Raw genomic sequence first — 25,876 nt, forward strand, 5'->3', positions numbered from 1 at the left:
ACACCCGTATGGACGGTCTTCAGGCTTGAAGGGTGTTTCAAGGGTGTCAGACACCTTCAAGTTGCAGCTGTGCTTCTTGGCCAGGTGTCTGACACCCGTATGGACGGTCTTCAGGTTTGAAGGGTGTTTCAAGGGTGTCAGACACCTTCGAGTTGCACCTGTACTTTTTGGCCAGGTGTCTGACACCCGTATGGATGGTCTTCAGGTATGAAGGGTGTTTCAAGGGTGTCAGACACCTTCAAGTTGCAGCTGTGCTTCTTGGCCAGGTGTCTGACACCCGTATGGATGGTCTTCAGGCTTGAAGGGTGTTTCAAGGGTGTCAGACACCTTCAAGTTGTAGCTGTGCTTCTTGGCCAGGTGTCTGACACCCGGGCTTGAAGGGTGTTTCAAGGGTGTCAGACTCCTTCAAGTTGCACCCGCATCTTCAATGGAAGTCGCGGCTCTGCGACGACAGCCCGCCCAGCAGGTCGGACATGTCGACCAGCCTTTGCGCGATCAGGTGGCGCACGCCGTCCACGCTTTGCCAAGACCCGAATACTCCCAGCAGGGTGGCGCCCAGGAGTTCGCGGCGCTGGCGTTCGATCAGGTCGGGCCGGACCACCACGTTGACCGGGCCGGTCTCGTCTTCGAGGGTCACGAAGATGACGCCCTTGGAGGTCTGGGGGCGCTGGCGCACGGTGACGATGCCGCAGGCGCGCGCGATGCGCTTGTTGGGATAGCCGTTCAGCACCGAGGCGGGCTGGAAGTTGCGTGCGGCCAGTTGGGGGCGCAGCAGCGACACGGGATGGCTGTGGAGGGTCAGGCCGACGCTGCGGTAGTCGGCGGCCACGGTCTGGCTTTCGGAGGGGGCGGACAGTTGCGGGGCCTGGGCGTCCACGATTTCGGCGTCCCGCAGCAGGTCGCGGCTTTGCACGCTGGCCGCGGCCTCCCAGCTGGCCTGGCGCCGATGGCCGGCCAGCGTGCGCAATGCATCGCCCGCAGCCAGCGCGTTCAGGTCGTGGCGGTTCAGGCCAGCGCGGCGGGCGAGGTCGGCGGTGTTGGCAAAGGGCGCGTCGGCCCGGGCTGCCTCGATGCGGCGGGCGGTGTCCTCGCGCATGCCCTGCAGCAGGCTGAGTCCCAGCCGCACGGCGGGGCGGGGCGTAACGTCCGGCGTACCGACGTCCAGCGTACCGACGTCCAGCGTACCGACGCCCGGCGTATCGACGCCCGGCGTATCGACGCCCGGCGTATCGACGCCCGGAGCGTGTTCATGCGCGCGCCGCCGGGCGCCGGGATGGCCGTCGGGCAGTGTTTCCAGCACGGAATCCCAGCCGCTCACCGTCACGTCGGCGGGCAGCACACAGACGCCGTGACGGCGCGCGTCCTGCACCAGTTGCGCGGGCGCGTAGAACCCCATGGGCTGGGAATTGAGCAGGGCGGCCAGAAAGGCTTCCGGTTCGTGGCGCTTGAGCCAGGAACTGGCATACGCCAGCAGGGCGAAGCTGGCGGCATGGCTTTCCGGAAAGCCGTACTCGCCAAACCCTTCCACCTGACGGAACAGGGCTTCGGCAAAATCCAGCGTGTAACCGTGCGCCAGCAGCCCGCCCACCAGCTTGACGCGGAACTTGTCCACGCCACCCTTGCGCCGCCAAGCCGCCATCGACCGGCGCAACTGGTCGGCCTCGCCCGGCGAGAAACCGGCGGCCACGACGGCGATCTGCATGACCTGTTCCTGGAAGATGGGCACGCCCATGGTGCGGCTGAGCACGCCGCGCACTTTTTCGCTGGGGTAGGTTTCGTCTTCCTTGCCCTGGCGCCGCCGCAGGTAGGGGTGGACCATGCCGCCCTGGATCGGTCCTGGGCGCACGATCGCCACCTGCACCACCAGGTCGTAGTATTCGCGTGGCCTCAGGCGCGGCAGCATCGTCATCTGGGCGCGCGATTCGATCTGGAAGACGCCGATGGTGTCGGCGTCGCAGATCATGTCGTAGGTCGGGGTGTCGCCTTCCGGGATGTCCTGCAGGGCCAGCGGCTGGCCGCGGCGCTGGCTGGCCAGTTCGAGCGTGCGGCGCAGGGCCGACAGCATGCCCAGCGCCAGGACGTCGACCTTCAGCAGCTTCAGCGCGTCCAGGTCGTCCTTGTCCCATTGCACGACGCTGCGGTCTTCCATGGCGGCGTTCTCGATGGGCACCAGGCGTGAGAGCTTGCCGCGTGAAATCACGAAGCCGCCCGGATGCTGCGACAGATGGCGCGGAAAGCCCATCATGGTCTGCGCGAGCGACGCCCACTGGCGCGCCACCTGGGATTCCGGGTCCAGGCCGCAGGCGCCCAGCGTGCGCAGCATTTCCTTCTTGCCGTCCCACCATTGGTGCGCGCGGGCCACGGCGTCGATGACGCCCGGGTCCACGCCCAGCGCGCGCCCCGTGTCGCGCAGCACGCTGCGCGGTCGGTACGAGATGACCACTGCGGTCAGGGCGGCGCGGTCACGGCCGTATTTGCCGTAGATGTACTGGATGACTTCTTCGCGGCGTTGGTGTTCGAAGTCGACGTCGATGTCGGGCGGTTCGTTGCGTTCCTTGCTGATGAAACGTTCGAACAGGTTGTTGCCGCGCTGCGGGTCCACCGCGGTGATGCCCAGGCAATAGCAGACGGCGGAGTTGGCGGCCGAGCCCCGGCCCTGGCACAGGATGCCGGCGTTGCGGGCGAACTGCACGATGTCGTAGACGGTCAGGAAGTAGGCCTCGTAGTTGAGGTCCGCGATGAGCTCCAGTTCCTTGTCGATCTGCGCCGTGACGCTGTCGGGCACACCCTGGGGAAAGCGCCGGGCGGCCCCGGCCAGTGCTTCCTGGCGCAGGTAGCTGGCCGGCGTGTGGCCGGGCGGCACGATCTCGTCGGGGTATTCGTAATGCAGCTCGTCCAGCGAAAACGTGCAGCGGCGCGCAACCGCCAGGGTCTGCGCCAGCGCGTCGGGCGGATACAGGCTGGCCAGCCGCATGCGGCTGCGCAGGTGTTGTTCGGCATTGCCCGAGAGTTCGTAGCCGCATTGCGACACCTGCTGGCGGGTGCGGATGCCGGTCAGTGTGTCGTGCAGCGGCTTGCGCGAGCGGACATGCATCTGCACCTGGCCGACCGCCACGATCGGCAGTTGCGAGGCCTGGGCCGCGTGCTCGACGGCGGCGCGGTGCAGGTCGTCGCGCGACTGATGCAGCAGATTCAGCCCCACCCACGCGCGGCCCGGAAAGACGCGCGCCAGCCAGCGGGCCTGGTCGGCCATGCGGTCGGCGTCGGTGCCGTAGGCGGGCGTCAGGATGGCCAGGCATTCCGGCAGACTGCGCAGATGCGCGTGGCCGGCTGGCGGATCGGCAAGGTCTTGCGGGGAAAGGCGGTACTCGCCCTTGGGCGCCCGGGTGCGGCCCAGCGTGATGAATTCCGACAGGTTGCCGTAGCCTTCGCGGGTCTGTGCCAGCAGGGTCAGGCCGAGCGGTGCGGCGTCGGGCGCGGCGCGCAGCTGGAACGTGGCGCCGACGATGAACGGCAGCTTGAGGGTTTTGGCTTCGGTGTGGGCCCGCACCACGCCCGCCAGCGAGCACTCGTCGGTCAGGGCCAGCGCGGCGTAGCCGAGCTCGGCCGCCCGCGCGGCCAGTTCCTCGGGGTGCGAGGCGCCTTGCAGGAAAGAAAAATTGGACTGGCATTGCAGCTCGGCATAGCCGGGCAACTGGGCCAGGACCTCAGCGGGGTCCAGCGGATCGGGGGCGTCGTCGTCCATGCGCATGTCAGGCGTACAGTCCGTGCAGGAACCAGCGCGCGTCCTCGGCGTCGCGCTCGCGGTAAATCCAGTAGCGCGCGCCCGCCGCGTCTTCGGCGACGAAGTAATCGCGCACGGTCAGGGCGGGGTCCCACCAGCCGCTTTCGATGCGTTCCGGGCCGCGCATCAGCCGCAGCGCCTGGCCGGCGTAGTGGGGGCGATGGCCCGACAGCTTGAGGGGCTGCGGGGTTTCCAGCAGCCAGAACGGGCGGTCGAGCAGCGGCGGAAGAGGGACGGGGCGTTCGGGCGCGGCAAGCGCGTCGCCCCAAGCGTTGGCGGCTTCGGGGCGGTGGTCGGCGGTGGGCTGGGCATGGCGCACCCGGTCGCGGCCCAGCCGCGCCACCAGCAGGTCCAGGAGCCGCGCGTGGTCGGCGGCGGTGCCGCCCGGCTCGGGGAACAGCGTGGTGCTGGCGGCGGGCTGCTCGACGGTGTCGGGCGCGTGCAGCGTCACGGCGATGACGGGGGCTTCCAGCGTGAAGTGGTTGAGCTTTTCGCGCAGCAGATGCAGCAACTGGGGCGCCTGCCAGATGGGCTGGGCCAGGGCCACTTCAAGTTCGGTGGGCGGGCGGGCGTGGCGGCCGCGTTCGTGGTCCATGCTGAGCACCACGCGCCGCACGGCCAGTTGGCGGGCGGTCAGCCAGCCGCCCAGCTGCTCGGCCAGCCGGCCCGCCACGGCCAGCACGGCGCTGGTGTTCTCCATGTAGTCCATGAGCTCGATCCGCCGCGAAAACTGGTTGGGCGGTTCGAGCCAGCGGTAGAGTTCGGGTACCTGGCCGTAAGCGGCGTCCAGCGCCTGCAGCAGATCGGGCGCGCTGCGCCGCTGCAGGCCCGCGCGGGGCAGGGCGCGCAGGTGCGCCAGCGTGTGGCAACCGATGTCGTCCAGCCAGTTGCGGCGGTCTTGCGCCTGGGGCAGCAGCGACAGCGGCAGGGCATCGAGCCGCCGCGCCAGGGTGGATAGCTTCAGTGTGCGGCGGGGAACGCGCCGGCCGGCGCGCCGCGCTAGCAGCCAGGCGCCCTTGGCCGTGGGCGCCATGCCCAGCGACACCCGCAGATCCAGCGCGCGCAGCGTGGCGGCGACCCGTCGGCTCAGCGCCCGCGGCCCCCGAAAGAACATCAGGCTGGCGCCCACGTTCAGCAGCACGGTGTCGCCGTCGGCCAGGGCGATTTCGGGGGTGTACTGCAAGAGGGCCAGCGCCGCGCCGTGCAGGGCGTCGGCCTCGGCCAGCGCATTGCGGGGCAGCAGTTCCACGCCAGGGGCGATGGCCGCCGCGCCCGCGCGGCGCATGCCGGGCGTCACGCCGGCCTGGCGGGCGGCGGGCGTCAGGGCGGCGACCCGTTCCTGATCCAGAACGGCGAACGCCTCCTGTTCATGCGGCCAGTGCGGGCGTAGGGCGTCCAGCGGCAGGCAGCGCAGGTAGGCGGCGATCCAGAGGCGCATGGCGGGGAGAAGAGGGAGTAAGCGCGCCGGGCTCCAGGCCCACGTAGAGTGGGGTGTCGCAGACAGGCCCCCGGCGCTTCAGGATGTGGACGGACAGGCCGCCGGGCGCGGGCGCCAGCGCCAGCCGCAAGGCGGCGGGCGTGGCGGTCTGCGCGGCGCGGGACGGGCGCACGGCGATGAACAGCAGGTCGCTGGCCTGGGCGGCCAGGTGCAGGCGGCGCAGGGATTCGGGGCGCACGTGGGGCAGCCAGCAGATCAGCGCGCCGCAACTGGCGTTTTTCAGGATCTGTTCGCTGGCCCACAGCGCATCGACCGGTTTTTCGGGCGCCACCCAGAGCAGTTGCCGGGGATCCAGCCGCCAGCTCATCCAGCTGGCGATGTGCGGCACGTGCGGCGGCTGCACCAGGGCAATGGGACGCCGCGTTTCCAATTGGGCCAGCGCCGGACGCAGCAGGCGGATTTCTCCGATGCCGGGATGGGGGGTGAGCAGTTCGACGAGCGATCCGAGCGGCCAGCCGTTATCCGGCAGTTCGGCCGACAGCGCCGCGTGCCCGGTTGGCAGGGTGCGTGCGGCGCCTTTGGCCAACTGCGTGGCGCGCCACAACGCGGGATGGATATGTTCGGGGGACTGCATGGCGAAAGCGCCCGGTGCTCAATACCTGTATGAATGTACAGTATTGTACCGGGCTTTGCGCCGGCCAGACGTATCGAAAAGTGCCCCCGAAGAGGGCCCCCCGAAAGTGCTAGAACCGCATGTCCTGGTATTTCACCCAGCGCGAGCCGCGCAGCAGCCGGTGGCCGATCCACAGTCCCAGGAACAGCGGAATGGCCAGGTACGTCGACACCACGCCGATCCAGTCGATGCGTTCTTCCAGGAACGCCTGATAGTTCTGTCCCAGCGTGACCACCAGGCACAGCACGAACGCCAGCAGCGGCCCGAACGGAAAGAGTCCCGCCTTGTAGGGCAGGTTGGCGGTGTCGTAACCGTGCTTCACGTAGCCCTGACGGAAGCGGTAATGGCTGACCGCGATGCTCAGCCACACGATGAATTCCGTCATCCCCGCGAAATTGAGCAGCCAGATGTAGACGGCCTTCGGGCTGTACACCACGCTGAACAGGCACAGACACGCCAGCAGCGTCGTTGCCAGCAGCGCATACAGCGGCACGCCGCGCGGGGTGAGCCGCTTGAAGAGCGCGGGCGCCTGGCCCTCGGCCGCCATGTTGAACAGCATCCGCGTCGCCGCATACATGCCCGAATTGCCGGCCGACAGCACCGAGGTCAGGATCACCGCGTTCATCACCGTGGCCGCCGACAGCAGGCCCGCGTGCTCGAACACCAGCGTGAAGGGGCTGACCGCGATGTCCTCGACCTCGTTGCGCAGCAGTTGCGGATCGGTGTAGGGCACCAAGAGGCCGATGATCAGGATGGCCAGCACATAGAACAGCAGGATGCGCCAGAACACGCTGTTGATTGCGCGCGGCACGTTGCGCCGGGGGTTTTCGGATTCGCCGGCCGCCACGCCCACCAGTTCGGTGCCCTGAAAGGAATAGGCCACCACCATCGCCACGCCCACCCACGTCGCCGCGTTGCCGACGAAGGGCGCGTCGCCCACCTTCCAGTTGTCCATGCCCACCGGCCCGCCGCCGTGGATGATGCCGGCCAGCATCGCCACGCCCACCACGATGAAACACAGCACCGCCACCACCTTGATGATGGCGAACCAGTATTCCGCCTCGCCGAAACTGCGCGCCGAGAAGGCGTTCAGCCCAAAGGTCAGCGCCAGGAAGGCCACGCTCCATATCCATCCTGGGGTGTCCGGCAGCCAGTACGCCATGACGAGCTGCGCCGCCACCACGTCCACCGCCACCACCGTGGCCCAGCTCACCCAGAAATTCCAGCCCAGCGCAAAGCCGAAGCCCGGATCGACGTAGCGCGACGCATAAGTGCAGAACGACCCCGACACCGGCATGAACGTGGCAAGCTCGCCCAGGCTGGTCATGATGAAGTACACCATCAGGCCGATCACCAGATAGACCATCAGCGCGCCGCCCGGACCCGCTTGCGCGATGGCCGCGCCGGAAGCGACGAACAGGCCGGTGCCGATGGCCCCGCCCAGCGCTATCATCGTGAGGTGGCGCGCCTTGAGCACGCGGTGCAGCTGATTGTTGTTGGCAGTATTGCTGGCAGGCGCGGCGGCGCCCGAGTCGATGTTCGGTGTGTGCATTACGAAGGTGTAGGGTGGCCCGCGTCATCGGTACGATGCCGGGCGCGGCGCATTTTACAATGCGGCAATCGGGGCGCAGTCCCACCGTCCCAGGCCAGCACGGAGCAGTTTCATGGCGTCTTCCAGTTCTATCGAATTTCTTCCCGATCCGGGCGTCGACGTGCGCCAGCTCTTCATCCTGCTGCACGGCGTGGGCGGATCGCCCGCCAGCCTGGAGCCCCTGGCCCAGGCGGTGCGCGCGGCCTTTCCGACCGCGGCCGTGCTGATCCCCGAAGGTTTCGAGGCCTTTGACGGCGGCGGCGCGGGCCGGCAGTGGTTCTCCGTGCGCGGCGTCACCGAAGACAACCGCGCCGAGCGCGTGGCCCAGGCCATGCCGCAGTTGGAAACCTACGTGCGCGAAGCCCAGGCGCGCTTCGGCCTGCTGCAGTCCGACACCGCGGTGGCCGGCTTTTCGCAGGGCGCCATCATGGCGCTGGAGCTGGTGCAGGCGCACGACGGCATGGCCGGCCGCGTCATCGCGTTCTCGGGCCGCTACGCGCAACTGCCCAAGAACGCCCCGCTATACACCACGATTCATCTGCTGCACGGCGCCGACGACGCGGTCATGAGTGTTTCGCAGGCGCAGGCGGCGCAGGCCCGCCTGGCCGAACTGCACGGCGACTCCACCATCGACATCGCCACCCACGTGGGCCACGAACTGCATCCCGCCCTGATCCAGCGAGCCATCGTCCGCCTGCAGACCTGCGTGCCGCTGCGTAGCTGGGAGGCCGCGCTGGGCCTGAACCAGACGCCGCCGGACGGCACGACGGTGCATTGATGGGAGGTTTGCCCCAACGCGCGGCCGACGCCGTCGGCGGCGCGCAAAGCATTTTCCGCGTGCTGCGCATTCTTAAATACGTCGGGGCGGCGCCGGCGCGCGGCGTGGGCCTGACCGACGTCGTGCGCGATGTGGGCCTGACGCCGCCCACCGCGCACCGCATGCTGTCGGCCTTGCTGCAGGAAGGCTTTCTGGCGCTCAATCCCCGGCTCAAGACCTACAGCCTTGGCCGCGAATCCTACATCCTGGGGCTGGCGGCCGAGAGCCGGCACGGCATCAAGGCCATCGCCGAATCCGCCGTGCTCCGGCTTGCGCAATCCACGGGCGACACCAGCTTCCTGTCCGTGCGCTCGGGACACGAAGCGGTCTGCGTGGACCGCAAGACCGGCGACTTTCCCATCAAGATCCTGACGCTGGAAGTCGGCCACCGCCGCCCGCTGGGCGTGGGGGCGGGCAGCCTGGCGTTGCTGGCGTTCCTGCCCAACGACGATATCGATCGTGTGCTGGCGCGCTATGACGCCAGCGCGGCGCCCGATCTGCCGTCCACCGACATGCTGCGCGAGGACATCGCCGCCGCGCGCAAGAATGGCTATGCGCTCAACCCGGGCCGCATCATTCCCGACATGCTGGGCGTGGGCGTGCCGGTGTTCGACCGCGAACAGCACGTGGTGGCGGCGTTGAGCGTGGCGGCGATTCGCTCACGTCTTTCCGGCGCGCGCCTGACCGATGTGGTGGCCGCATTGCAGCGTGCGGCCTCGGAATTGTCGGCGGACCTGGCGCCGCGCGTCTGACCGCCGCGCGGCGGGCGCAAGGCCGAGCGCGTCAGCGCCCCGCGCAGGCCTTGCCGCCATCCACCGGCAGGCAGACGCCGGTGATGTACTTGGCCTCGTCGCTCGCCAGAAACAGCGCGGCATGGGCAACATCCCACGCATCCCCCATCCGCCCCATCGGGCTGGCGCCATTGCGCCGCCGCCGCATCTCCTCGACGTCGTCGAATTGCCCCGCGATCTGCTTGTAGATCAACGGGGTGTCGATGACGCCGGGCAGGACGGCGTTCACGCGGATGTTGTCCGGCGCGTAGCGCACCGCCAGCGACCGCGTCAGATGGTTCAATCCCGCCTTGGCCGCGTAGTACGAGGTGTATGGATACGAATTGACCTGGATCGAGGCCAGCGACGAAATGTTGACGATGCTGCCCGAGCCCTGCGCCAGCATGGCGGGCAGCACATGCTTGCAGGTCAGGAACACGCCCGTCAGGTTGGTGTCCAGCACGCGATGCCAGCTTTCCTCGCTGGCCTCGATGGGATCGCCCATTTCGGTGATGCCCACGTTGTTGTGCAGCACGTCGATGCGCCCGGCGGCCGCCAGCACGGCGGCAACCGCGGCCTGAATCTGCGCGGAGTCAGTCACGTCGGCGGTCAACGCCTGGCAACGGCCGCCTTCGGCCTCGATGAGGGCGCACGTCTCGCGCGCGGCCTCGGACCTGACGTCCACCGCGAAGACCCGCGCGCCTTCACGCGCATACAGCGCCGCCGCGGCCTTGCCGTTGCCCCAGCCCGGGCCGGACGACCCCGCGCCAAACACCAGCGCCACCTTGTCTTTCAGCCGCTCGCCCATGTCATTCCGCCGAGATGTGGGCGAAGTCGGCCACCTTCTTCCACTTGGTCACGTCGTCCTGGATCATCGCGGCAAAGGCCTCGGGCTTGTCGGCGACAACATACGCGCCAACACCGGCGTACTTGGCCTGCACGTCCTTGTCCGCCAGCGCCTTGCGCGACGCGTCGTTGAGCTTGGCCAGCACGTCCTTCGGCAGGCCGGCAGGCGCCAGCAGCCCGTTCCACATTTCCGCGTCATAGTCGGGCAAACCCACTTCCGCGAAGGTGGGTACGTCGGGCAATTGCGGCAGGCGCGACTTGGCGGCCACCACGATCGGGCGCAGGCTGCCCGACTGGATGTGCGCCATCGACGACGCGGCCGTATCCCACAGGATGGGCACCTGACCGGCGATCACGTCGTTCAGCGCGGGACCGGTGCCACGGTAAGGCACGTGCATCATGTCCAGGCCGGACAGCGACTTGTAGTACTCCATCGCCATGTGCGTGGCGCCGCCGTTGCCGGACGACGCGTAGGAATACTTGCCCGGCGCGCCCTTGATCAAGGCGGTGAACGACGCATAGTCCTTGGCGGGAAAGTTCTTGTTCACCACAATCACGCCCGGCACCCGGATGATCTGCGTGACCGGCGTGAAGTCCTTCACCGCGTCGTAGGGCAGATTCTTGTACACGGCGGGATTGGTGCCGTTGGTGCTGGACGTGCCCAGCAGAAGCGTATAACCGTCCGGCGCAGCCGAGGCCACGGCGCGGCTACCCACGGTGCCACCCGCGCCGCCCCGGTTTTCCACCACGACGGGCTGGCCGATCTGCTTGGCCAGCGCCTCGGCAAAGATGCGGCCGACCACGTCGGACGTGCCGCCGGGCGGGAAGGGCACGATCAGGCGGATGGGGCGGTCGGGGTAGGTGGCCTGCGCCGCGGCGGCGCCCGCCAGCGACAGCGTTGCAGCGGCGGCCGCCAGCTTGATCCAGGTTCTGCGCTTCATGATGGGTTGTCTCCTTGCTTGATTTTGTTGTGTGTCGAACCAGGCGTTGCGCGCCGCCGTCAGGCGATGCGGTCGCCCGGCTTGATCTTGGCCGCCCGGCTGTCCACGCCCGGCAACATGTGCGCCGGGTCGCGCGTGACCACCACGTCCAGGATGGTGGGGCGGTCCTTGCAGGCATACGCCTCTGCCAGCGCGGCCGGCAGCTCCGCGGGGTCCTCGACGCGGATGCCGTTGCAGCCCAGCGCGCGCGCCACGTTGGCGTAGTTGGTGTCGACCAGATCCGAAGACTGGTAGCTGCCCGGGCCGTACATCAGGTGCTGCAGCGCCTTGATATAACCCGACGCCGCGTTGTTGACCACGACCAGCGTGAAGGCCAGCTTCATGCGCACCGCGGTCTCCAGTTCGCCGAGCGACATGTTGCAGCCGCCGTCGCCGGTCAGGCTGACCACCTGGCGTCCGGGGGCCGCCGCGGCCGCCCCGATTGCGCCGGGGATGCCGTAGCCAATGGAAGCAAAGCCCCGGTCCGGCACGAAGCCGCGGCCCGCGCGCTTGGTGTCGAACAGCAGTCCGCCCCAGTGCGCCGCGAAGCCGCCGTCGGCAACCAGGATGCCATCTTCCGGCAGCGAGGCATTGATCTCTTGCATCAGCCGCGCCATGCCCACGGGCCGGTCGGCCGACGTCAGCTTGGCGTTCACCGATTCGCGCCAGGTGTGCATGGCCTGGCCGACCTCGTCCACGTAGCGTTGGCGGGCGTGCTCGCCGTGGGCGGCCAGGCGCGTGTCCAGGTCTTCCAGCGTGGCGCGCACATCGCCCCACAGCCGCAGGGCGGGCGTGGTGGTGCGGTCGAATTCCTCGGCCACGATGTCCAGATGGATGATCGGCGCGCCCGCGGCCAGCAGGTCGTAGCGGCGCGTCGCCACCTCGCCCAGCTTGCAGCCGACGACGAACAGGCAGTCCGACTTGGCGATCAGGTCGTTGGCAATGCGGCTGTAGCGGCCGAACAGCCCCGCGTTCAGCGGATCGTTGCAGGCGATCGCGCCCTTGCCGCTCATGGTGTGGGCGACGGGGATGCCGAACTTGCGCGCGAAGGCCTGGACAGTCTCGGCGGCATCGCTGATGTGCACGCCGCCGCCGCACAGCATCAGCGGGCGGGCGGCGCCGGCCAGCATGCTGGCGGCTTGCGCCACGTCCTCGGCCGAGGGCCGGCAGCGCAGCGCGGGCGAGCGCCGGTAGTTGGGGCTGGAATAAAACTCATCGGCGTCAAAGACATGGACCGCGTGCGCGATGTCTTCGGGCACGTCCAGCACCACGGGGCCGGGACGTCCGCTGGTCGCCACGGCGAAGGCGCGCCGCACCAGCTCGGGAATGCGCTCGACCATCTCCACGCGCAGCACGTCTTTCACGACCGGACGCAGCACTTCCAGCTGCCGGGCTTCCTGCGTCATGTTCTTCCACGAGTGCATCCGGTGCGAGTCGCCGACCAGCGCCACCAGCGCCGTGCCGGCGTTGTAGGCTTCGGCCAGGCCGGTCACCAGATTGGTCGCGCCCGGACCCAGCGTCGCGTCGCACACGCCGGGACGGCCGCTGACCTTGGTGTAGGCGTCGGCGGCGAACACTGCGCAGCGCTCGTCGTTGATCAGGTTGTGATTCAGCTTCAGGCGGCGCGCCGCGTCATAGAACGGCAGCAGCTGAAAGCCGCCCATGCCGAACATCAGGCCGACGTCGTGCGCCGCGAACATGCGGGCGATGGCCTCGCCGCCGGTGATTTCCAGTTTCTCGGACATGCGGGTGATGCTCCTAGTAGGTGTCGCGCCCGCTCAGCAGGGCGTCGATAAAGGTTTTGAGCGGTGTGCCGACGCGGCAGCCCAGGTCTCGGGCGCGGGCGTTGGCAGAGGAAATGGTTCCTTCCTCGTAGCAGGAACGGGCGTCGCCGATGCGGGCGGTGTGCGCGGACACGGTCAAGGCGGCAATGCCGCGTTGGTCAAGCAAAGGCAGGCGGCCGATCCCGGCGCTGTCCTTGCCAATGCCCGCGTCATTGAAGGTGACCAGGCGCGGCGACGCCTGGACGCCGTCCGATTGCAGGCCGGCCAGCCGTTCGCCGTGCGAGGCCGTGATGGCGATCAGGCCGTCGTCACGCGAATCGACCAGCGAGACGGAGTCGGCGCCGACGACCAGTGGGGCGCCGTCCGGACCTGTCTTGAATACAGTGCGGGATTCCTTGACGGCGGCGAGCGGACGGGCGCTCTGCGACGCGCGCGCCAGCCGCGAGGCGGCCTCGGACACGGGCATGCCCGGTTTGCAGCCCAGGTCTTGCGCCAGCGCGTTCACAAAGCTGATGACGCCGTTCCGGGCCATGTCCGCGCCGTCGCCGATGCGGCAGCTTTGATAGCTTGCGGTGGCGGCGGGCACGCCCCAACGTTGCAGATCGTCCAGGCCCGCAATGCCGGCTTGCATCCAGCCCACGCCGGCGTCGTTCAGGACGACCGCCAGCACGCCGCCGCGCGCCGCGCAGTAGGCGGCATAGCTGCCGCCATGAGACCCGGCGATCACGACGCGTCCAGCATCTTGCGGCGTGAGCTTGGTGATGCTGTCGAGCACGCGCGCATCCCGGGCGCTTGCCGGTTGTTCCATATTATGAATTGTCTCCGTCCTAGAGCGTCGCGGCCGGTGTGCCCGGAGCGGCGTCTTCGAATCGTCTGATGTAGTTATTGGCTTGGGACGATTCTAGGAGCGCGGGTTTGGGAAGAGCAATGTCATCCCCATAATATGGAAATCAATTTTTGCGGGCTACTTCTCCCAGCCGCCGCCGAGCGCCAGGAACAACGCGATCTGGTCGCTGCTCAAATCCGCCTGCGATGCGGCCAGCGCGCTTTCATTGCTGGCCAGCGTGCGCTCGGCGTCCAGCACGGTCAGGTAGTCCGTCTTGCCGTACTGGAACAGGCGGCGCGCTTGCGAGGCTGCTTCCGCGCTTTGGTCGCGGGCCGCGCGCAGGGCGGTATCTCGGTCCAGTTGGCGGGCGTAGACGACCAGCGCGCTTTCGGTTTCGCGCAAGGCGTTCAGCACGGCCGCGTCGAAACGGGCGGCGGCAGCTTTGGTGGTGGCTTCGGCTTCGGCGATGCGGGCCTGCGCGGCGCCCGTGTTGGGAACCGTCCACGAGATCAGCGGGCCCACGCTCCAGCTGAAGGTGCCGCGGTCGCCGAACATGGCGGCCGGGCCGCCGGATGCGGCGGACAGGCCCAGCGTGATCTTCGGGTAGAGGTCGGCCGTGGCCACGCCGATGCGGGCGGTGGAGGCGGCCAGCGTCCGTTCGGCCTGGCGGATGTCGGGACGGCGGCGCAGCAATTCCGCGCCGTCCCCGACCGGGATCGTTTCGGTCAGCTTGGGCGCGGCGGCGCATTGCAGCAGGGCGGGCGGGATCTCGCCAGGCGTCTGGCCGGTCAACGCAGCCAGGCGGTAAAGCGCGGTGCGCTGCTGCGCCTGGAACGGCGGCAGGTTGGCCTGCAATTGTTCGAGCTGGCTGCGCGCCCGCGTGACGTCCAGCGCGGTGCCGCGGCCGGCGCGCTGCAGGCGGCTGACGGCGTCGACCGATTCCTTCTGCACCTGCACGGAATGCTGCGCCGAGGCAAGCTGCATGCCTGCCGCGCACATGTTGGCGTAGGCGCGCGCCGTCTCGGCCGCGACGGTGACGCGGGTGGCGTCGTACGCGGCCTGCGCGGCCTGCGCGTCATCGGTGGAGGCTTCCACGGCGCGGCGGATCTGGCCGAAGAGGTCCAGCTGATACGACACGCTGGCGCCGGTGGAATACGACCATCGGTTCGGCGGATCGATGCCGGGCTGAAGTTCCTGCAAGCCGGAAACGTGGCCGAACGTGGGCGAGGCATTGACGCCGATCGTGGGCTGCTGCTGGGCTTTCGTTTCCTGTACGGCAGCCTGGGCGCGTTCGAGATTGGCGCTGGCCACGCGCAGGTCGGTGTTCGCGGCCAGGGCCTTTTCCACCAGGCCGTCCAGCACCGGGTCGTTGTACAGGCGCCACCAGTGGCCGGGGACTGCCTCTTGCCGGTACACGCCGGCCTGCGCCTCCACAAAGGAGGATTGCGCGCTCGGCCGCTGGGAGACGGCCTCCGGCGGCACCTGGTAGTCGGGGCCGACGGCGGCGCATCCGGCCAGCGCGAGGGCCAGCGTCAGCGGGAGGAGGAGTCTGGTGTTCATGGCAGGTACGGCTTGGCGTCGATAAAGGTTTGAGGATTTCCGCAAAAGTGGGTCGGTGCGCGCTGGCGTCAGGAGGAGTGGGGCGCGGCGGCTGCGGCTTGCGCGGGGCGGTCGTCCACCGAGACGGTGGCGGTCTGGCCGGCGACCAGGCGCACGCCTTCGGGCACCTCGTCGATCTTCACGCGCACCGGAATGCGCTGCGCCAGGCGGACCCAGTTGAAGGTCGGGTTCACGTTGGGAAGCAGATTGGCGCCAGTGCTGCGGTCGCGGTCCGCGATGCCCAGGGCAATGCTTTCGACGTGGCCGCGGATGTGGCGCGGTTCGCCCATCAGCGTCACGGTGACGGGGTCGCCTTCGTGGATGCCGGGCAGCTTGGTTTCCTCGAAGTAGCCTTCGACGTAGAACGAACCGGCATCCACCAGCGCCATCACGCCGTGGCCGGCGGTGGCGTAGGAGCCCGCGCGCAGATCCAGGTTGGTGATGCGGCCATCGCTGGCGGCCACGACGCGGCTGCGTTCCAGATTCAGGCGGGCGGTGTTCAGTTGCACCTGCGCCTGCGCAAGCGCGGCTTCGGTCTGCTGCACCTTGGTCTGGCTCTGTTCCACGGCTTCGGCCGCGACAAGCTGACCCAGCGAGCGGTTGCGCTTGGCATCGCGCAGCGCTTGGTCGTGCGCCACCTGCTGCGAACGGACCGAGGCCTGGGCCTGGTCGTACGCCAGCTGGAAGCGGGCGCGGTCGATCTCGAACAAGAGGTCGCCGGCCTTCACGTCCTGGTTGTCGTGCACGGGCACGCTGGTCACCAGGCCAGAGACGTCGGGCGCCACCTGCACGACATAGGCCTTGACGCGGCCATCGCGCGTCCAGGGTTCGACTTCATAGTGATCCCAAAGCTGCCAGCCGGCGTAAGCGGCGGCGGCGACGACGACGGCCGTCACTGCGAACTTGCCGATAGCAGCAGGGCGAAGGGCATTGGGGAGTTTCATACCTATCTCTGAAGAAAATGCGGGGAAATGAGGGAGACGCCGTACAGCAGCACCACGAAGAGCGCCAAATCAAAAAGCGCGGGGTGCCACACCAGGCGATACAGCCCGGCGCGTGCCAGCACGCGGCGCACGCCCCAGGCCACGGCCAGGGTGACGACGCCCAGCACGAGCAGCCAGGGGAAATAAATGCCGTAGAGATTGAATTCGCCAATCATGATGCTTGGCCCTCCAGGGTCGGATGGGCGGGTTGATAGTCGGGCGCGTCGGGAAAGAAGGCGCGGCGGATGCCGACCAGCGCCACCACGGCGCGGTCGCGCGCATGGGGGCCTTGCGGGGTGGCGGCAACACTGCACAGTGCGCGGTCGATCTGCGCCAGGAATTCCGGCGTCTTGTCCTGCACGCGGCCCGACGAACGGATCTTGAAGAACTGCGCCAGGCTGTTCAGCACCGGCTGGATCGTGGGTTCCGCCATTGGCAGATGGCGGCGCGCCCGCTGCAGCTCGGTGATGTCGCGGCCTACGCGCAGGTCCTTCAGCGCGTCGGCGGCCACCAGGTCGTCGGGCCGCTTGGCCAGCGCCAGTCGCGGCTGCAACAGGCCGATGCGGTCCAGCATGCGGGCCGTGTACGTGTGGCGCGAGGGCGCGCGCGGCGAACTGGCCAGCGTCGCCAGTTCTTTCCAGTTGGCGGCCTGGATGCGGCGTGCGCTCCAGTCGACACTGACGGTGCGGAAAATGGCCGCAATGATCGCGGCCGTGGCCACGCCCATGCACTGTGCGACCTGCGTGTCGATGAACGACACGACGTCGGCGGTGTTGGTGTCCTGCAGCGCCATGGTGCCCAGGAACCCGAACAGCATCGCCATGGCCTTGCCGGTGCTGGCCGGGCGGGCGATGAACACGCCCAGCACGAAGGCGGTCGGCAGCATGGACAGCGCCAGCATCTCGAACGAATGAATGGCCGGCATGATGCCCAGCAGATACAGCGCCGACAGCGGGATGGAATACACCGTGTAGGTCAGGAACTGCATGATGCCGGGCACGGGATTGTCCTGCGAGGCGAAAAAGCAGCTGAAGATCGCGGCCATCAGCGCGGCGGTGGCGCCGTTGCTCCAGGCCGTGCCGATCCAGAAGGCGCAGCACACCGAAATGGCCAGGCCCGCGGCCAGCGCCGACAGCAGCGCCATGCCGTGGTCGCGGTGCAGCGCGGAGTTCGGATCGCGGGTCGTGCGCGGGGCGCGCACCGGCGCACCCTGCAGCCCGGCGCGGATGTCGCGGCGCAGCGCCAGGCATTCGTCATAGGTGTCGATCAGTTCGCGCAGACGCGCCATCAGGCTGGCCAGCAGCGCGTCGCGCCAGGTGGAACGGCTGTCGATGCCGGGTGTCAGCCGCGTCACGGCGGCGCGCAACTGCACGGCGGTCTCGTGCGAGGCCTGCGGGCCGGCGTTGATCCATTCCGAGATATCGGAGAGCAGCGACTGCACGGGTTCGGGCAGCGTCTGGCCGTTGGCCTGCAAGGCGCGCATGCGGTCTTCGACGGCGGACACGGCAGGCGTCAGCGCCGCGATCTGGTCCTGCATGGCGCGCACGGCGCCCGCGGTCCAGCGCAGGTTGCTGGTGTCGAAAGGAACGTGGGTGGACAAGAGGCGCAGTTGCGTGATGTCGTTGGCCAGCTCGCGGCGGTCCTTGTCGCGCTGTTCGGCGGCCTTGCCGCTGAGCGTGTCGTGCATCCAGTTGCGCGCATCGCGCACGGCCTTGTCCAGTTGCAGCGTCAACGCGGGCGCCAGGCCGCGCGGCAGCACGATGCTGTGGATCAGCGTGGCGCACACGATGCCCAGGCTGATTTCCTCGACGCGGGCCAGTGCCGTGTCGAACACGAGCGAAGGGTCGGTGACGCTGGGAAAGCCGATCATCGCCGCGGTGTAGCCGGCCAGCATGAACAGATAGGACCGCGGCGTGCGGTCCAGCACCGACATGTACAGGCAGGCGCCCACCCACAGCACCATCGCGCCGGTCATGACGACGGGCGAGTTCGACAGCCGCGGCACCATGTACACGGTGGCCGCCGACCCGAAGAAGGTGCCGACCAGGCGGTACAGCGCCTTGGAACGCACGGCGCCAGACCAGGGCTGCGCCACGACGTAAGCGGTGGTCATGGCCCAGAACGGACGCGGCAAACCAATGCTGTAAGCCAGGTAGAGCGCCATGATGGCGCTCAGGTAGCTCTTGAGCGAGAAGACGGTTTCGCGGACGTTGGGCAGCTTCATGGCCGCGCGTCCTCTTGCGCGCCAGCGCCGCTGCGGCCCAGCGACACCTTCAGGGCGTCGAAGACGCGCAGGCAGGCTTGCAGATCGGATTCGCTGACGTCGTGAAAGATGCGGCGGCGCAGTTCAACCAGCACATCTTCGACCTGCGCGCGCAGCGCGTGGCCGGCGTCGGTCAGGTGCAGGGTGCGTGCGCGGCGATCGTGGGGGTCTTCGCGCCGTTCCATCAGGCCGGCGGCCACCAGCTGATCCAGCACGCGCACAAGCGAGGGGCCTTCGACGCCCAAAGCTTCGGCCAGCGCGCCTTGGCGAACCCCGTCGCCAAGACGGCCGGCCAGAATGACGGGCCACGCAGTCGCTTGAGAAAGGCCATAGTCGGCAAGCGCTTTATCGGCAGCGCCGCGGTAGGCGCGCGACAGCACCATCAGGTTGGCGGTGGTGGCCATGAGCTGGGAGTCGGAAGGAGTAAGCATGAATTCGATTGTATCCTATCTATTAGCTTACTAATAATTGAAAATGGCGACTATCCCGATAGATTTTTCCAATTGGGGAAATAGCAGGGCGGTTTTCCATGGGTGGAAAACAGGGCCGAAGACGGGAATGCGACTGCCCGTGTGAGCCGATTCGGGTGTCAGACACCCATGCAATGCGAGCCGATGCCGGCGTCAAACACTCAGGTCGAGGTGTCTGACACCCTGGCGGCACCGGTTCGATGGGAAGACGTTCTCAACGGGTGTCAGACACCGGGGCAAACAACCCGCAATCGGGTGTCCGACGCCCACCACCCGGCCGGGATCAGCCGTTGCAGTCGGCCCAGCAGTTCGGCGTTTCATACAGACGCACGCGCGTCAGTCGCAGTTCCGCGCCGTAATGGCCGTGGTATTGCGGCGCCAGCGTTTCGAAGACGATGGTCGCCAGGTTTTCCGCGGTAGGAATCCGGTCAAGCACGACCGTCTTGTGCCCGGGCAGGGTGTCCAGAAAGCCGCGCACGGCGTCGTCGCCTTCGTAGACCAGGAACGCATGGTCCCAGACGTCCACGATGTGCGTCTTGGCGATGTGCTTGATCTCGGAGAAGTCCATCACCATGCCGTTGTCGGACTCGCCGGGCGCCTGCACGATGTCACCCGTCAGGGTGATTTCCAGCACGTAGCGGTGGCCGTGCAGATTGCGGCACTGGCTGCGGTGATCGGGGATGCGGTGGCCGGCGTCGAACTCGAGCCTGCGGGTCACGGAAATCATCGCGTGCTCCGCAAGGCGTGGGGGTAAATCATGGAATGCCTATGTATTTGTGGGTTTGCAGGCTGAGCCGCCATTGCGGATGCTGCATGCAGTATTGGACGGCCTGCTCGGTGTTGGCCGCGCGCGCCGGTCCGTCCATGGGTTGCAGGAAGAAGTGTTCGAAATCCAGATGCGCGAAGGCGTCGGGCAGGGCGTTGAGCTGCGGGTAGACCAGCTTGAGCTCATTGCCGCGTTCGATCACGACCGGAGCTGTGCCCTTGGGGCTGACGCAGATCCAGTCGATGCCGGCAGGCGGCTTGATCGTGCCGTTGGTTTCGATGGCGACGGTAAAGCCGCGGGCGTGGATTGCGTCGAGCAGCGGCGCGTCCAGTTGCAGCAGCGGCTCGCCACCCGTGAAGACCACGTAGCGGTTGCCGGCGTCGGGGCCCCAGGCCGCGGCAATGGCATCGGCCAGCCGTTCGGCCGAGGCGAACTTGCCGCCGCCGTCGCCGTCGGTGCCGATGAAATCGGTGTCGCAGAAGGTGCAGGCGGCGCTGGCACGGTCGCTTTCGCGGCCGGTCCAGAGATTACAGCCCGCAAACCGGCAGAATACCGCCGCGCGGCCTGCGTGGGCGCCTTCGCCTTGCAGGGTCTTGAAGATTTCTTTGGCGGAGTAAGTCATAGGAGATGCGGGCGGTAGGGCGCCACGGAATTCGAGCAAAAGCGCACTATTTTACTTGGCGCGGCCAATATCCGCCGAAAGACCCTGCAAGACGTGGCCCGCCCCTGTAGACTTCCCGCCTATGTTTCACGTCCAAGACTCGCTTTTCATTGACGAGCGCGACCTGACCTTCACCATGATCCGTGCGCAGGGCGCCGGCGGGCAGAACGTCAACAAGGTGTCCAGCGCCGTCCACCTGCGCTTCGATGTGCGCGCTTCCCGCCTGCCGCCCGAGGTGCAGGATGCGTTGTGCGCCATCAGCGACCATCGCATCTCGAAAGAGGGCGTGATCGTCATCAAGTCGCAGTCCTTCCGCAGCCAGGAAAAGAACCGCGCCGAGGCCATCGAGCGCCTGGTGGGAATGGTGAGGTCGGCCATCCAGGTCGACAAGCCCCGCCGCGCCACCAAGCCGACGCGCTCGTCGCAACGCCGCCGCGTGCAGCGCAAGGTGCTGCACGGCGAGGTCAAGCGGCTGCGCGGCCGGGTGCAGGGCGACTAGGGCGCACCATGGCCGACGCGCGCCGCCGCTATCTGGTCACGCTGGCCTGCGTGTTCGCCGTCATCTGGGTGGCGCTGGCCATCAGTCCGCACGACCGCTCCGCCTGGGCGCTGGAAAACGCGCTGGTGCTGGGCCTGGGCGCCGTGCTGTTTGCGACGCGGCGCGCGTTCGTGTTTTCGCGCGTGTCGTACACGCTGATCTTTCTGTTCCTGTGCCTGCACACGGTGGGCGCGCACTATACGTATTCGCTCGTGCCGTACGACGACTGGTGGCGCGCGTTGACCGGCCGCAGCTTGAACAGCCTGCTGGGTTGGGAACGCAACAATTTCGACCGCGTCGTGCACTTTTCGTACGGGTTGCTGCTGGCTTATCCGATCCGCGAGATCTTCCTGCGCGTGGCCGAGGTGCGCGGCTTCTGGGCGTACTTCCTGCCGATGGACGTGACGCTGTCGACGTCGGCGCTCTACGAACTGATCGAGTGGGGCGCCGCGGAGTTCTTTGGCGGCGACCTGGGCGCGGCCTACCTGGGCACGCAAGGCGATATCTGGGATGCGCAGAAGGACATGGCGCTGGCGGCGCTGGGCGCGGTGATCGCCATGGCCATCACCGCACTGGTCAACTGGAAGGCGCAGCGCGACCTTGCTCGCGACTGGGCCGACAGCCTCAAGCCGGAGCGTCAGCGGCTGGCGGACCGCCAGACCGGAGCCGAAAATCCTTGATGGCAGCAGGGGCATGACGATATATCGGATAAACCCGATATATGATTCGATAAATTGCGATATACCAATATGACCGCAACTTCCTCACCTTCCGACCAGAACGCCGCGCAACCCGCGATCGACGCCGACGCCATCCTCAAGGCGCTGGCCAATCCGGTTCGCCGCGACATCCTGGCCTGGCTGAAGACGCCGCATGCGTATTTCGAGGAGCGCCCGGGCCACACCTTCGAACACGGGGTGTGCGCGGGCCACATCGATGATCGCTGCGGTCTGTCCCAGTCGACGGTGTCGTCGCATCTGGCCGTGCTGCAGCGCGCCGGCCTGATCTCGGCCACCAAGGTGGGGCAGTGGGTTTTTTTTCGTCGCAATGAACCCGTGATTGCCGCGTTTCTGCGGCAGTTGAATCTGGATATGTAGCCCGTCTGCCATACCCGCAAGCGCCCCATTGCCGGGACGAAAGGATTTTGCATGAACCCCCTGTTTGAACCGCTGAAAGTCGGCGACCTGACCCTGCGCAACCGTGTCGTGATGGCGCCGCTGACGCGTCAACGCGCCAGCGCCGGCCGCGTGCCGAACGATCTGATGGTCGAGTACTACACCCAGCGCTCGGGCGCAGGCCTGATCCTGACGGAAGCCACGTCGGTCACGCCGCAGGGCGTGGGCTACGCCGACACGCCGGGGCTGTGGTCGCCGGAACAGGTCAAGGGGTGGCGCAAGGTGGTCGATGCCGTGCACGGCAAGGGCAGCCTGATCGTCGCGCAGCTCTGGCACGTGGGCCGCATTTCCGACCCGATGTTCCTGGACGGCGAACTGCCGGTCGCGCCTAGCGCCATCGCTGCCAAGGGCCACGTCAGCCACGTGCGCCCCAAGCGCGAATACGTGACGCCGCGCGCGCTCGAGACCGCCGAGATCCCCGGCGTGGTCGAGGCCTATCGCCACGGCGCGAAGCTGGCGATGGAAGCCGGTTTTGATGGTGTGGAGGTGCATGCCGCCAACGGCTATCTGCTGGATCAGTTCCTGCAGGACAGCACCAACCACCGCACGGACCAGTACGGCGGTTCCATCGAAAACCGCGCGCGCCTGCTGCTGGAAGTGGTCGACGCCTGCGTGGCGGTGTGGGGCGCGGGCCGCGTCGGCGTGCATCTGTCGCCGCGCGCCGATGCTCACGATATGGGCGATTCGGATCTGCCGGGCCTGTTCGGCTACGTGGCGCGTGAACTGGGCAAGCGTGGCATCGCGTTCATTTGCGCCCGCGAGCACGAAGCGCCGGACAGCCTGGCGCCGATGATCAAGGCCGAGTTCGGCGGCGTATTTATCGCCAACGAAGGCTACACGCGCGACACCGCCGAAGCCGCCATCGCTGCCGGCAAGGCCGACGCCGTCGCGTTTGGCGTGCCGTACATCGCCACGCCCGATCTGGCCGAGCGACTGGAACGCAAGGCCCCGCTGAATACGCCGAACCCGGCTACCTTCTACGCCTCGGGTCCGGAAGGGTATACGGACTATCCGGCGCTGGCGGCCTGAACCGCCGGCCGTTCATAGCGCGGCGCGCATTGGATACGTGAACAATCCGAAGTGCGCCGCGTTCAGGCCCAGATGCGCCAGCACGGCGGCGCCCAAGCCGCCGTAATGGTAGGCGGCGCCATACGCCGCGCCTGCCAGCCCGGCCAACAGCATCCATTGCCAACCGCCCGCGTAATGGGCCAGTCCGAACAGCACGGCCGCCACGGCCACCGCCGCCCACGCGCCCCATGCGCGACGGCGCCACCAGTGCGCCAGCTGCTGCTGCACATATCCGCGGAACAGCGCCTCTTCCGCCAGCGTCACCAGCAAGGCATTGTTGATTAGCCAGATCCAGCCTGACGCCGGCCATTTCGGCGCCCACGCCACCACGCCCAGCGCCAGCGCCAGTCCCAGGCAGGCCGCCACCGCGGCGGCGCATGCGAGGATCGCCGCCTGCACGGTCAGGCGCGTGTGGGCCGCGGCCATGGGCGGCGCCAGCACCAGCACCACCCAGAACCCCACGAGCGGTTTGTCCAGGTTCAGGTACATGCCGAAAGGGATCGCGTCCGGACTGAGCGGCGCGGGATCGATCGCGCGCAGGTTGTGAAAGCCGGGCAGCAGATGTGCAAAGAGCAGCACGGCCACGATCACGAAGAGTCCATGCCCGGCCACGCGCGCGGCCGACCTTGCGTGGGAGCGCACCAGCGCCGCGGCAACCAGCAGCAGCGCGGGCCATGTGAGCGCAACGAGATCGGCCGTCCCGTCGGCTAATGCCCAGGTCCATGCCACCGCCAGCGGGACAAGCGCCCAACGGCGTGTGCAGGGCGGCCAGAGCAGGGCGGCGGCCAGGAACAGGGCAAACCAGGGCATGACGTGCGGCATGGGCGGGCGGGAAGCAATTGCAAAGGGCCGAGTGTAAGCGCGGCCTTCGCCAACCGCGGGGCTTACGCCGCCGGCGTGTTCGATGCTGCCTGCGCCACCCTTGATACCCGAGCCACCGTCGGCGGCTTTGCCTTGCCCGGCTTTTCAGGCGACCATGCGGCAGCGGCGGCACACGCCCCGCGCATCCGGCGGCCCCTACGCCGCCAGCAATGGAGTCAGGAATGAAGACAATCGCGTGGTTGATGTTGGCGGCGGCGCTGCTGCCGTTCGTGTCCACGATCATCGCCAAGGCAGGCGGCAAGAAATTCGACAACAACGATCCGCGGGCCTGGCTGGCGCGGCAGGAGGGTTGGCGCGCGCGCGCCAACGCCGCGCAGGTCAACACGTTCGAAGCGTTGCCGTTCTTTTATGCCGCCGTGTTGTTCGCGCTGTACAACCAGGCGTCTCCCGCGCACGTCGCCACGCTGATGGCGTGCTGGCTGGGCACGCGGCTGGGCTATCTGGCGATGTACCTGGCGAACTGGGGCGCGCTGCGCTCGCTGGTCTGGACCGCGGGCGTGGGCTTTGTCATAGCGATTCTGTTTGCGGGCGTCTGACGCGACCAGCGCCGTTGAACAGGATCTGGGCCGCGGCCTTACCAGCCGCGCCCCAATGCCATCACTTCCATTCGAACATCGCGCGCGCGGTGCCCGAGCCTTGCACGGTGACCTCGCGCTCCTGCGCCTTGCCATCGAATGTGGCCGAGATCCGGTAGTTGCCCGCGGGCAGCTTCACCAGCATGTAAGGGCCCTGCGCGGTCGTCTGAAGCACAGCCTTGCCCTGCGCATCCCGGATCGCGACGGTCACGTCGGCCACGTAATCGGCCTTGCCGCCGCGTTGCGCGGCAAAGGTCAACGCCAGCGGATAGCTGCTGGATGCGGCCTTCATGGCTTCGGATTCGTCGATGCCGATGCCGCCGCTGACGTATTCGACCGAGCCCTGGTGCTGCACGGGCGGCATGGCCGCCTGGGCGGTGGACAGGACACCGGCTAGCGCAATGCTGCCCAGGGCCATGGCGGCGGCCATCGTGCAGCGTTCAAAACGTTTGTTCATGGAGTTCTCCTGCAGAAAAACCGGCGCGGCAGCGCGTTGCGGCTGCCCAGGCCGGTAGCTTGCAACCATTCGACGTGACCGCGCAAGGCGAGTTCGCGTCCGTCCGCCTCGGAAATCAACCGTTTGTATCAGGCGCCCCGCGTCACGCGCCGCTGCCGGCCGCATGCCAGGAAAACGTCAGTTGGCTGACGCCGCTGACCGAGCCGTCCGGGGCGAACCGCCGTTCCTCCAGTTCACCCGTGCCGTTGCCGTGCAGCGCCATGACGCTGGAGCTGCGCGTGCCATAGTCGGGGCTGACGATGAACGGGCTGCTCAACAGGCGTTCGCGCGCCAAAGGCAGGCCGGTGGCCGGCAGATCGGCTTCGTCCGCCGGGCTGCGGTCGCCAAGCGCCGTGAACAGCGCGGGCAGGTTGGGCTGCGGCTGGTGGTGCAGCACGGCTGAGAACGCAGCCTTGGTGCGCGCCAGCTTGGGCCACGGCGTGTCCAGCAGGTGATTGGACAGGGCGTAGACGCCGGGTGCCAGCGCGCGGGGTCCGCCGTTGCGGTTGCTCAAGTACCAGGCTTGCCGCGCGTCGCCCACGATCAGGTTGAAGCCGTTGTACGCCTGGTCCATGGCGTGCACGGTCTCAAGGTAGGCCTGCGGCGTCATCGCGCCGCGCAGAAAGTCCTCGACCAGCGCGCCGCGCGACGGGGCGTTGTCCAGGTGCCGGCCGGGCTCGCGGAAATTGGTGACCAGCGCATAGCGACCCTGCGCAGTCGCGCCCATCCAGGTGCCGCCCGCCTGGCCATCGCGCCCGGCATAGATGGCCGGCGCGTCGGGCCATTGCGCCGCGGGGAGGGTGGGGCGCGCGTGGAATTCGTCGCGGTTCGCGGCGATCAGCACAGGGATGCCGGGCAGCGTGTGCAGGGCCAGTACGGCAAGACACATGA

At 67.9% G+C, this 25,876-nt stretch carries 25 protein-coding genes; 7 read left to right on the plus strand and 18 right to left on the minus strand.

What is annotated here, in order from left to right; translation table 11 throughout:
- Nucleotides 1–424: 424 nt before the first annotated feature.
- The 4 genes from AC6LJW_RS24450 to AC6LJW_RS24465 all read right to left on the minus strand — a co-directional run bounded on the left by AC6LJW_RS24450 (nucleotide 425) and on the right by AC6LJW_RS24465 (nucleotide 7,447).
- Nucleotides 425–3,751 (minus strand): error-prone DNA polymerase, encoded by a 3,327-nt coding sequence (locus AC6LJW_RS24450; protein WP_498088474.1) that lies wholly within the window; start codon nucleotides 3,749–3,751, stop codon nucleotides 425–427.
- Nucleotide 3,752: 1 nt separating this feature from the next.
- Nucleotides 3,753–5,222 carry a Y-family DNA polymerase gene (locus AC6LJW_RS24455; RefSeq protein ID WP_498088475.1) on the minus strand — a complete coding sequence of 490 codons (1,470 nt, stop codon included), beginning with the start codon at nucleotides 5,220–5,222 and terminating at the stop codon, nucleotides 3,753–3,755.
- Nucleotides 5,152–5,856: a translesion DNA synthesis-associated protein ImuA gene (imuA, locus tag AC6LJW_RS24460; protein ID WP_105238689.1), complete on the minus strand. Its 705-nt coding sequence runs from the start codon at nucleotides 5,854–5,856 to the stop codon at nucleotides 5,152–5,154. The genes AC6LJW_RS24455 and imuA overlap by 71 nt, the downstream gene beginning before the upstream one ends.
- Before the next feature lie 109 nt (nucleotides 5,857–5,965).
- Nucleotides 5,966–7,447 carry an amino acid permease gene (locus AC6LJW_RS24465; RefSeq protein ID WP_498088476.1) on the minus strand — a complete coding sequence of 494 codons (1,482 nt, stop codon included), beginning with the start codon at nucleotides 7,445–7,447 and terminating at the stop codon, nucleotides 5,966–5,968.
- Nucleotides 7,448–7,559: 112 nt separating this feature from the next.
- Here AC6LJW_RS24465 and ypfH point away from each other — a divergent pair, with 112 nt between their 5' ends.
- Nucleotides 7,560–8,264 (plus strand): esterase, encoded by a 705-nt coding sequence (gene ypfH / locus AC6LJW_RS24470; protein ID WP_056560610.1) that lies wholly within the window; start codon nucleotides 7,560–7,562, stop codon nucleotides 8,262–8,264.
- Nucleotides 8,264–9,055, plus strand: a complete 792-nt coding sequence (locus AC6LJW_RS24475) for an IclR family transcriptional regulator (protein ID WP_498088477.1) — start codon at nucleotides 8,264–8,266, stop codon at nucleotides 9,053–9,055. The genes ypfH and AC6LJW_RS24475 overlap by 1 nt, the downstream gene beginning before the upstream one ends.
- A gap of 31 nt (nucleotides 9,056–9,086) precedes the next feature.
- On the opposite strand, the gene AC6LJW_RS24480 is transcribed toward AC6LJW_RS24475, so the two are convergent.
- From AC6LJW_RS24480 to queE, 11 genes are all read right to left on the minus strand, one after another.
- Nucleotides 9,087–9,881, minus strand: coding sequence for an SDR family NAD(P)-dependent oxidoreductase (locus tag AC6LJW_RS24480; RefSeq protein WP_056560615.1), 795 nt, complete (start codon nucleotides 9,879–9,881; stop codon nucleotides 9,087–9,089).
- Between the two features lies 1 nt (nucleotide 9,882).
- Complete coding sequence (locus tag AC6LJW_RS24485; protein ID WP_056560617.1) at nucleotides 9,883–10,860, minus strand: Bug family tripartite tricarboxylate transporter substrate binding protein; 978 nt, start codon at nucleotides 10,858–10,860, stop codon at nucleotides 9,883–9,885.
- A gap of 59 nt (nucleotides 10,861–10,919) precedes the next feature.
- Nucleotides 10,920–12,644 carry a thiamine pyrophosphate-binding protein gene (locus AC6LJW_RS24490; protein ID WP_498088478.1) on the minus strand — a complete coding sequence of 575 codons (1,725 nt, stop codon included), beginning with the start codon at nucleotides 12,642–12,644 and terminating at the stop codon, nucleotides 10,920–10,922.
- A gap of 13 nt (nucleotides 12,645–12,657) precedes the next feature.
- Entirely contained in the window at nucleotides 12,658–13,491 is an 834-nt protein-coding gene (locus AC6LJW_RS24495) for a hypothetical protein (RefSeq protein ID WP_498088479.1), read from the minus strand.
- A gap of 156 nt (nucleotides 13,492–13,647) precedes the next feature.
- A complete protein-coding gene (locus AC6LJW_RS24500; protein WP_056560626.1) occupies nucleotides 13,648–15,069 on the minus strand; it encodes an efflux transporter outer membrane subunit in 1,422 nt (473 codons plus the stop codon).
- A gap of 68 nt (nucleotides 15,070–15,137) precedes the next feature.
- A complete protein-coding gene (locus AC6LJW_RS24505) occupies nucleotides 15,138–16,052 on the minus strand; it encodes an efflux RND transporter periplasmic adaptor subunit (protein WP_056560629.1) in 915 nt (304 codons plus the stop codon).
- Nucleotides 16,053–16,054: 2 nt separating this feature from the next.
- On the minus strand, nucleotides 16,055–16,267 hold the full coding sequence (locus tag AC6LJW_RS24510; RefSeq protein ID WP_056560632.1) for a DUF1656 domain-containing protein: 213 nt from the start codon (nucleotides 16,265–16,267) through the stop codon (nucleotides 16,055–16,057).
- Entirely contained in the window at nucleotides 16,264–18,315 is a 2,052-nt protein-coding gene (locus AC6LJW_RS24515; protein ID WP_056560635.1) for an FUSC family protein, read from the minus strand. Before AC6LJW_RS24515 ends, AC6LJW_RS24510 begins: the two co-directional genes overlap by 4 nt.
- Nucleotides 18,312–18,785, minus strand: a complete 474-nt coding sequence (locus tag AC6LJW_RS24520) for a MarR family winged helix-turn-helix transcriptional regulator (RefSeq protein ID WP_056560638.1) — start codon at nucleotides 18,783–18,785, stop codon at nucleotides 18,312–18,314. The genes AC6LJW_RS24515 and AC6LJW_RS24520 overlap by 4 nt, the downstream gene beginning before the upstream one ends.
- A 322-nt stretch (nucleotides 18,786–19,107) precedes the next feature.
- Nucleotides 19,108–19,551 (minus strand): 6-carboxytetrahydropterin synthase QueD, encoded by a 444-nt coding sequence (gene queD / locus AC6LJW_RS24525; protein WP_056560642.1) that lies wholly within the window; start codon nucleotides 19,549–19,551, stop codon nucleotides 19,108–19,110.
- Between the two features lie 28 nt (nucleotides 19,552–19,579).
- Nucleotides 19,580–20,212, minus strand: a complete 633-nt coding sequence (queE, locus tag AC6LJW_RS24530; RefSeq protein WP_498088480.1) for a 7-carboxy-7-deazaguanine synthase — start codon at nucleotides 20,210–20,212, stop codon at nucleotides 19,580–19,582.
- Between the two features lie 121 nt (nucleotides 20,213–20,333).
- Between queE and arfB the strand changes: the two genes are divergently transcribed.
- The 4 genes from arfB (at nucleotide 20,334) to AC6LJW_RS24550 (ending at nucleotide 22,993) form a co-directional block, all read left to right on the plus strand.
- Nucleotides 20,334–20,750 carry an alternative ribosome rescue aminoacyl-tRNA hydrolase ArfB gene (gene arfB / locus AC6LJW_RS24535; RefSeq protein WP_056560649.1) on the plus strand — a complete coding sequence of 139 codons (417 nt, stop codon included), beginning with the start codon at nucleotides 20,334–20,336 and terminating at the stop codon, nucleotides 20,748–20,750.
- Nucleotides 20,751–20,758: 8 nt separating this feature from the next.
- The gene (locus AC6LJW_RS24540) at nucleotides 20,759–21,469 is read left to right on the plus strand and encodes a DUF2238 domain-containing protein (RefSeq protein ID WP_498088481.1); all 711 of its coding nucleotides are present in this window, start codon (nucleotides 20,759–20,761) and stop codon (nucleotides 21,467–21,469) included.
- Nucleotides 21,470–21,538: 69 nt separating this feature from the next.
- Nucleotides 21,539–21,886: an ArsR/SmtB family transcription factor gene (locus tag AC6LJW_RS24545; protein ID WP_056560656.1), complete on the plus strand. Its 348-nt coding sequence runs from the start codon at nucleotides 21,539–21,541 to the stop codon at nucleotides 21,884–21,886.
- A gap of 51 nt (nucleotides 21,887–21,937) precedes the next feature.
- Nucleotides 21,938–22,993 carry an alkene reductase gene (locus AC6LJW_RS24550; protein WP_056560659.1) on the plus strand — a complete coding sequence of 352 codons (1,056 nt, stop codon included), beginning with the start codon at nucleotides 21,938–21,940 and terminating at the stop codon, nucleotides 22,991–22,993.
- 12 nt (nucleotides 22,994–23,005) lie between these two features.
- On the opposite strand, the gene AC6LJW_RS24555 is transcribed toward AC6LJW_RS24550, so the two are convergent.
- Nucleotides 23,006–23,842, minus strand: a complete 837-nt coding sequence (locus AC6LJW_RS24555) for a CPBP family glutamic-type intramembrane protease (protein ID WP_427984640.1) — start codon at nucleotides 23,840–23,842, stop codon at nucleotides 23,006–23,008.
- A gap of 233 nt (nucleotides 23,843–24,075) precedes the next feature.
- Here AC6LJW_RS24555 and AC6LJW_RS24560 point away from each other — a divergent pair, with 233 nt between their 5' ends.
- A complete protein-coding gene (locus tag AC6LJW_RS24560; RefSeq protein WP_056560668.1) occupies nucleotides 24,076–24,450 on the plus strand; it encodes an MAPEG family protein in 375 nt (124 codons plus the stop codon).
- Nucleotides 24,451–24,511: 61 nt separating this feature from the next.
- Here AC6LJW_RS24560 and AC6LJW_RS24565 read toward each other — a convergent pair whose 3' ends face one another.
- On the minus strand, nucleotides 24,512–24,946 hold the full coding sequence (locus AC6LJW_RS24565) for a carboxypeptidase-like regulatory domain-containing protein (protein WP_056560671.1): 435 nt from the start codon (nucleotides 24,944–24,946) through the stop codon (nucleotides 24,512–24,514).
- A 142-nt stretch (nucleotides 24,947–25,088) separates the two neighbouring features.
- Complete coding sequence (locus AC6LJW_RS24570; RefSeq protein WP_498088482.1) at nucleotides 25,089–25,874, minus strand: NRDE family protein; 786 nt, start codon at nucleotides 25,872–25,874, stop codon at nucleotides 25,089–25,091.
- Nucleotides 25,875–25,876 lie beyond the last annotated feature (2 nt).

The organism is Achromobacter sp. 1012554356, assembly GCF_059760815.1.

What these genes read in the sequence shown, in the direction of transcription:
- AC6LJW_RS24450 (WP_498088474.1), bottom strand. Translation starts at nt 3,751, where the DNA reads ATGCGCATGGACGACGACGCCCCCGATCCGCTGGACCCCGCTGAGGTC.
- AC6LJW_RS24455 (WP_498088475.1), bottom strand. Translation starts at nt 5,222, where the DNA reads ATGCGCCTCTGGATCGCCGCCTACCTGCGCTGCCTGCCGCTGGACGCC.
- imuA (WP_105238689.1), bottom strand. Translation starts at nt 5,856, where the DNA reads ATGCAGTCCCCCGAACATATCCATCCCGCGTTGTGGCGCGCCACGCAG.
- AC6LJW_RS24465 (WP_498088476.1), bottom strand. Translation starts at nt 7,447, where the DNA reads ATGCACACACCGAACATCGACTCGGGCGCCGCCGCGCCTGCCAGCAAT.
- ypfH (WP_056560610.1), top strand. Translation starts at nt 7,560, where the DNA reads ATGGCGTCTTCCAGTTCTATCGAATTTCTTCCCGATCCGGGCGTCGAC.
- AC6LJW_RS24475 (WP_498088477.1), top strand. Translation starts at nt 8,264, where the DNA reads ATGGGAGGTTTGCCCCAACGCGCGGCCGACGCCGTCGGCGGCGCGCAA.
- AC6LJW_RS24480 (WP_056560615.1), bottom strand. Translation starts at nt 9,881, where the DNA reads ATGGGCGAGCGGCTGAAAGACAAGGTGGCGCTGGTGTTTGGCGCGGGG.
- AC6LJW_RS24485 (WP_056560617.1), bottom strand. Translation starts at nt 10,860, where the DNA reads ATGAAGCGCAGAACCTGGATCAAGCTGGCGGCCGCCGCTGCAACGCTG.
- AC6LJW_RS24490 (WP_498088478.1), bottom strand. Translation starts at nt 12,644, where the DNA reads ATGTCCGAGAAACTGGAAATCACCGGCGGCGAGGCCATCGCCCGCATG.
- AC6LJW_RS24495 (WP_498088479.1), bottom strand. Translation starts at nt 13,491, where the DNA reads ATGGAACAACCGGCAAGCGCCCGGGATGCGCGCGTGCTCGACAGCATC.
- AC6LJW_RS24500 (WP_056560626.1), bottom strand. Translation starts at nt 15,069, where the DNA reads ATGAACACCAGACTCCTCCTCCCGCTGACGCTGGCCCTCGCGCTGGCC.
- AC6LJW_RS24505 (WP_056560629.1), bottom strand. Translation starts at nt 16,052, where the DNA reads ATGAAACTCCCCAATGCCCTTCGCCCTGCTGCTATCGGCAAGTTCGCA.
- AC6LJW_RS24510 (WP_056560632.1), bottom strand. Translation starts at nt 16,267, where the DNA reads ATGATTGGCGAATTCAATCTCTACGGCATTTATTTCCCCTGGCTGCTC.
- AC6LJW_RS24515 (WP_056560635.1), bottom strand. Translation starts at nt 18,315, where the DNA reads ATGAAGCTGCCCAACGTCCGCGAAACCGTCTTCTCGCTCAAGAGCTAC.
- AC6LJW_RS24520 (WP_056560638.1), bottom strand. Translation starts at nt 18,785, where the DNA reads ATGCTTACTCCTTCCGACTCCCAGCTCATGGCCACCACCGCCAACCTG.
- queD (WP_056560642.1), bottom strand. Translation starts at nt 19,551, where the DNA reads ATGATTTCCGTGACCCGCAGGCTCGAGTTCGACGCCGGCCACCGCATC.
- queE (WP_498088480.1), bottom strand. Translation starts at nt 20,212, where the DNA reads ATGACTTACTCCGCCAAAGAAATCTTCAAGACCCTGCAAGGCGAAGGC.
- arfB (WP_056560649.1), top strand. Translation starts at nt 20,334, where the DNA reads ATGTTTCACGTCCAAGACTCGCTTTTCATTGACGAGCGCGACCTGACC.
- AC6LJW_RS24540 (WP_498088481.1), top strand. Translation starts at nt 20,759, where the DNA reads ATGGCCGACGCGCGCCGCCGCTATCTGGTCACGCTGGCCTGCGTGTTC.
- AC6LJW_RS24545 (WP_056560656.1), top strand. Translation starts at nt 21,539, where the DNA reads ATGACCGCAACTTCCTCACCTTCCGACCAGAACGCCGCGCAACCCGCG.
- AC6LJW_RS24550 (WP_056560659.1), top strand. Translation starts at nt 21,938, where the DNA reads ATGAACCCCCTGTTTGAACCGCTGAAAGTCGGCGACCTGACCCTGCGC.
- AC6LJW_RS24555 (WP_427984640.1), bottom strand. Translation starts at nt 23,842, where the DNA reads ATGCCCTGGTTTGCCCTGTTCCTGGCCGCCGCCCTGCTCTGGCCGCCC.
- AC6LJW_RS24560 (WP_056560668.1), top strand. Translation starts at nt 24,076, where the DNA reads ATGAAGACAATCGCGTGGTTGATGTTGGCGGCGGCGCTGCTGCCGTTC.
- AC6LJW_RS24565 (WP_056560671.1), bottom strand. Translation starts at nt 24,946, where the DNA reads ATGAACAAACGTTTTGAACGCTGCACGATGGCCGCCGCCATGGCCCTG.
- AC6LJW_RS24570 (WP_498088482.1), bottom strand. Translation starts at nt 25,874, where the DNA reads ATGTGTCTTGCCGTACTGGCCCTGCACACGCTGCCCGGCATCCCTGTG.